4 protein-coding genes are annotated in these 4,211 nt (G+C 68.1%); 2 read left to right on the forward strand and 2 right to left on the reverse strand.

Annotated elements, in window-relative coordinates; translation table 11 throughout:
• Together DYI42_RS23280 and DYI42_RS23285 are read left to right on the forward strand one after the other, a co-directional pair.
• On the forward strand, positions 1-736 hold a 736-nt coding region (locus tag DYI42_RS23280; RefSeq protein ID WP_342344731.1), incomplete at its 5' end, for a trimeric intracellular cation channel family protein.
• Positions 730-1,164, forward strand: coding sequence for an ion channel (locus tag DYI42_RS23285; RefSeq protein WP_213549424.1), 435 nt, complete (start codon positions 730-732; stop codon positions 1,162-1,164). The genes DYI42_RS23280 and DYI42_RS23285, both read left to right, overlap by 7 nt.
• Positions 1,165-1,173: 9 nt before the next feature.
• On the opposite strand, the gene DYI42_RS23290 is transcribed toward DYI42_RS23285, so the two are convergent.
• On the reverse strand, positions 1,174-2,280 hold the full coding sequence (locus DYI42_RS23290; protein WP_213549426.1) for an ATP-binding response regulator: 1,107 nt from the start codon (positions 2,278-2,280) through the stop codon (positions 1,174-1,176).
• Positions 2,281-2,451: 171 nt separating this feature from the next.
• On the reverse strand, positions 2,452-4,164 hold the full coding sequence (metG, locus tag DYI42_RS23295; RefSeq protein WP_213549427.1) for a methionine--tRNA ligase: 1,713 nt from the start codon (positions 4,162-4,164) through the stop codon (positions 2,452-2,454).
• Positions 4,165-4,211: the final 47 nt, after the last annotated feature.

Genomic DNA, 4,211 nt, shown 5'->3' on the forward strand with positions numbered 1-4,211 from the left:
GGTGCGCCATGAATGCGCACCCTACGGGGGTTGCGCCCGGATCGCCTGCGAGGTCTGCTTGGCGGCAGGAGGGCGGGACATGTTCGAGACGGTGACGGCGGTTCTGGATTGGTTCGGGCTATGCGTCTTTGCGGTGACGGGGGCGCTGGTGGCCTCGCGCAAGGAGATGGACGTGGTGGGCTTCGTGCTGCTCGCGGTGGTGACGGCCGTGGGCGGGGGCACGGTGCGCGACCTGGTGCTGGGCCTCGGGCCGGTGTTCTGGGTCGAGGCGCCGGAGGTGCTGCTGGTCTGTGCCGGGGTGGGGGCGCTGGTGTTCTTCCTCGCGCATATCCCGGCCTCGCGCTACCGGGTGCTGCTGTGGTTCGATGCCGTGGGCCTTGCGCTCTTTGCCGTCACCGGCGCCGAGCGGGCGCTGGACGCGGGCGCGGCCCCGTCGGTGGCGGTGGCCATGGGGGTGGCGACGGCGTCTTTCGGAGGCGTGCTGCGCGACCTGCTGGGCGGCGAGGAGCCTGTGATCCTGCGGCGTGAGATCTACGTGACCGCGGCGCTCGCGGGGGCGCTGGTGCTGGCCCTTGCAGACGGGGCGGGCGTAGCCCGGGAGATCGCGCTGGGTGCGGGCTTCATGGTCGCCCTGGCGCTGCGCGCGGCGGGGCTTTGGTGGGGCCTGTCGCTGCCGCGCTACCGGGCGCGGCCCGGGCGGGAGGTGGCCGAGATCGAGGGGGATGGCGAATGCTGATCCAGCTGGTTATCGGCTCCGCGATCATGGTCGTGACGGCGGGCGTTTCGGCCCTGTCGCTCTGGGGGCTGGAGGCCTTCTTGCGGGTGTCCCACGGCTGGGTGATCCGCCCGCCGCACGGGCCGAGGCTGGTGGTGGTGCTCTCGGCGGTGATGCTCTGGACGGTGGCGCTGATGACCGCCTCGGTCTGGATCTGGGCGCTGGCGCTTTGGGCGTTGAAGATTTTCGTAACGCTGGAGGCCTCTGTCTACTTCGCGCTGGTGGCCTTCACCACGCTGGGCTTTGGCGACATCCTGTTGCCGCAGGAGTGGCGGTTGCTCGGCGGGCTGGCGGCGGCGAACGGGCTGCTGGTGTTCGGAGTGCTCACGGCGATGCTGGTGGAGGTACTGCGACAGGTGCGGCTGCGGCAGCGGGGCAAATCGGGCTAGGCGCAGGGCCTATGAGGCGCGTGTTTCGAGCGCGCGGCGCATCTCGGCTTCCAGCGTGCTTTGGGTGCAATCGGGGGGCAGGCAGCCGTTCATCCCCATGGCACGGAGTTCGGAGAGCGCAGGCGCAGCCGCGCTGCCGCAGGCGATGACGGGAATGTTGCGGAAGCTGCGGCCCGAGTTGCGGATCTGCGCCACGGTGGCGGGCCCGGAGAGGCCGGGCATGTCGAGCCCCATGATGGCAAGGTCCACGGGCCCGGAGAAGAGCGCCTCGATCGCCTCGTAGCCGTTGCCCACGGTGACAACCTTGTGTCCGCCCGCGCGCAGGAGCTCGCGCAGGCTGTCTTGCCGGTTGGCCTCGCCAAGCGCGAGAAGCACCCGCATGGGGGCAAGCGGCAGGTGGCGCCGCTGCGTGCCCCGGGTGCCGGGCCGGCCCATGGGCACACTGGGCGCGCTGGATGCACGGCGAGGCGCGAGGCTGGCCTCGGCATCGGTCAGCGCCGCATCGAGCGCGCTGCGCAGGCCTTCTGCGGCACTCATCACCTGGGCGAGACGGGCGCGCTGCTCGTCGGGCAGTTCGCCCTGTTCCATCAGTGTGGCAAAGCCGAGGATGGCGCCCAGCGGCGTGCGGGTTTCATGACCAAGACGTTCCAGAAGCCCGCGCAGCGCGTCGGCCCCGCCGGCCTCGCGCCGGTCGCGGGCATTCAGCTCGCGCTCGGCGTAACGGGCGCGCCTGTCATCGGTGATGACGGTCAGGCTGCGCAGGAACCGGCCATTCTCATCGGTGATGGCGCCGGAGGAGAGCAGCACCGGAATCGGCCGCCCGTCGGCGCGCAGAAACTCGTAGGGTATGTTGGTGACATGGCCGCGCGCGTAGAGCAGGGGCAGGCCGGTGGTGAGTGCATAGGCGCGGGAGGCGGGGGCCATGACATCGACCGTGCGGCGCCCGATCAGCTCGTCGCGGCTGTAGCCCAGGAGCCGTGCCCAGGCGGTGGAGACATTGAGGAGCGTGCCGCTGTCGTCGATGGAGTGGAGCAGGAGAGGCTCGACCTCGAAGAGCGAGTCGAACCCGGCGTCCGCGTGGTCTGAAGAGACGTGCAGATGAGGAAGAGGGCTCATTGTGGCCTTCCGTCACGGTACATCAGATCAAGCCCACGCCTTCGCCCCCCGGCGAATTGAACGCGTGTTGTCGCGGCAAATCAAGACGATCCGTCAAAGTTTCACGGTTTAGGAACGCATCCGCCGGTCAATGTGCGCATCGATGCGACTAAAGTCGCAATTGGTGGCGCCTCAGGTACGCGTGCCGGAGAAGCGGGCGGCCCAGCTCTCGCGGTCTTCATCGGGGATCTTAGCGAAGAGCACGTCGGGCACGGTGAAGGCGTGACCGGGCGGCAACGCTATGAGCGCGGCGGAGAGATCGGTGGGCCATGCGGCCCCCTCGGCGCCCATGTCGGCCAGCATCCGCGCGGCGGAGAAGGGGATGAAGGGCGCGGAGAGCACGGCATATACCGGGATCAGGTTGAGCGCGAGGCGGATGTCGGCGGCCGCGGCCTCGGGATCTTGCTTGAAGCTGGTCCAGGGCGCTGCCGATTGCAGGAACTCGTTGCCCGCGACCCACATGGAGCGCAGCGTGGCCGCCGCGCGGCGCACCTCGATGGCATCCATCTGGGCGGTATACTCGGTGAGCTTGGCCTGCAGCTCATCGATGAGCGCCTTTCCGTTGTCGGAGAGCTCCCCGCCCGCTGGCACCTCTTCGCCCCATTTGGAGCGGCAGAACTTGGTGACGCGGCTGACGAAATTGCCCAGCACGTCGGCCAGATCCTTGTTCACGTCCTGCTGGAAGGTCTCCCAGGTGAACTCTGTGTCGTTGGTCTCGGGCGCGTGGGATAGCAGCCACCAGCGCCAGTAGTCGGCGGGCAGGATCTCCAGCGCCTGGTCCTGAAACACGCCCCTGCCTTGCGAGGTGGAGAACTGGCCGCCCTCGTAGTTGAGGTAGTTGAAGCTCTTGATGTAATCGACCAGCTTCCACGGCTCGCCGGAGCCGAGGAGGGTGGCGGGGAAGCTGAGGGTGTGGAAGGGCACGTTGTCCTTGCCCATGAACTGGACGTAGCGGACATCTTCGGCGCCCTTGTCGGTGCGCCACCAGCGCTCCCAGTTTTCGCCTTTGCCGGCGTCCTGCCACTCTTCGGCGCAGGCGATATACTCGATCGGGGCGTCGAACCAGACGTAGAAGACCTTGCCCTCCATGCCCGGCCAGTCCTCGGTGCCCTTTTTTACCGGCACGCCCCAGTGCAGGTCACGGGTAATGCCGCGATCTTGCAGGCCGTCACCGTCGTTCAGCCATTTCTTGGCGATCGAGGTGGTGAGCACCGGCCAGTCGGCCTTGCTGTCGATCCATTTGGAGAGGTCATCGCGCAGGCTGCGCTGCTTGAGGTAGAGGTGCTTGGTTTCGCGCACTTCCAGGTCGGTCGAGCCGGAGATGGCGGAGCGCGGCTCGATCAGGTCGGTCGGGTCGAGCTGCTTGGTGCAGTTCTCACACTGGTCGCCGCGGGCCTTGTCATAGCCGCAGTTGGGGCAGGTGCCCTCGATGTAGCGGTCGGGCAAAAAGCGGCCATCGGCGTTGGAGTAGACCTGCTTCTCGGAGACCTCGCCGATGAGGCCGTTGTCGGCCAGCGCCCCGGCGAAATGCTGGGTCAGCCGGTGGTTCTGCGGCGAGGAGGAGCGACCGAAGTGATCGAACGACAGGCCGAAGCCCTTGCCGATCTCGGCCTGCACCTCGTGCATCTCGGCGCAGAACTCGTCCACCGGCTTGCCCGCCTTGGCGGCGGCCAGCTCGGCGGGAGTGCCGTGCTCGTCGGTCGAGCAGAGAAACAGCACCTCGTCGCCGCGCGCCCGGCAGTAGCGGGCGTAGAGGTCGGCCGGGAGCTGTGAGCCCACGAGGTTGCCGAGGTGCTTGATCCCATTGATGTAGGGAATGGCGGAGGTGATGAGCGTGCGGGGCATGGGTGGGGCCTTTGTCCGGAGTTGGCGCGAGGGTTACAGCAGGCGGC

Origin of the sequence: Vannielia litorea, from assembly GCF_018424695.1 — a bacterium.
Taxonomy (GTDB): Bacteria; Pseudomonadota; Alphaproteobacteria; order Rhodobacterales; family Rhodobacteraceae; genus Vannielia; species Vannielia litorea_A.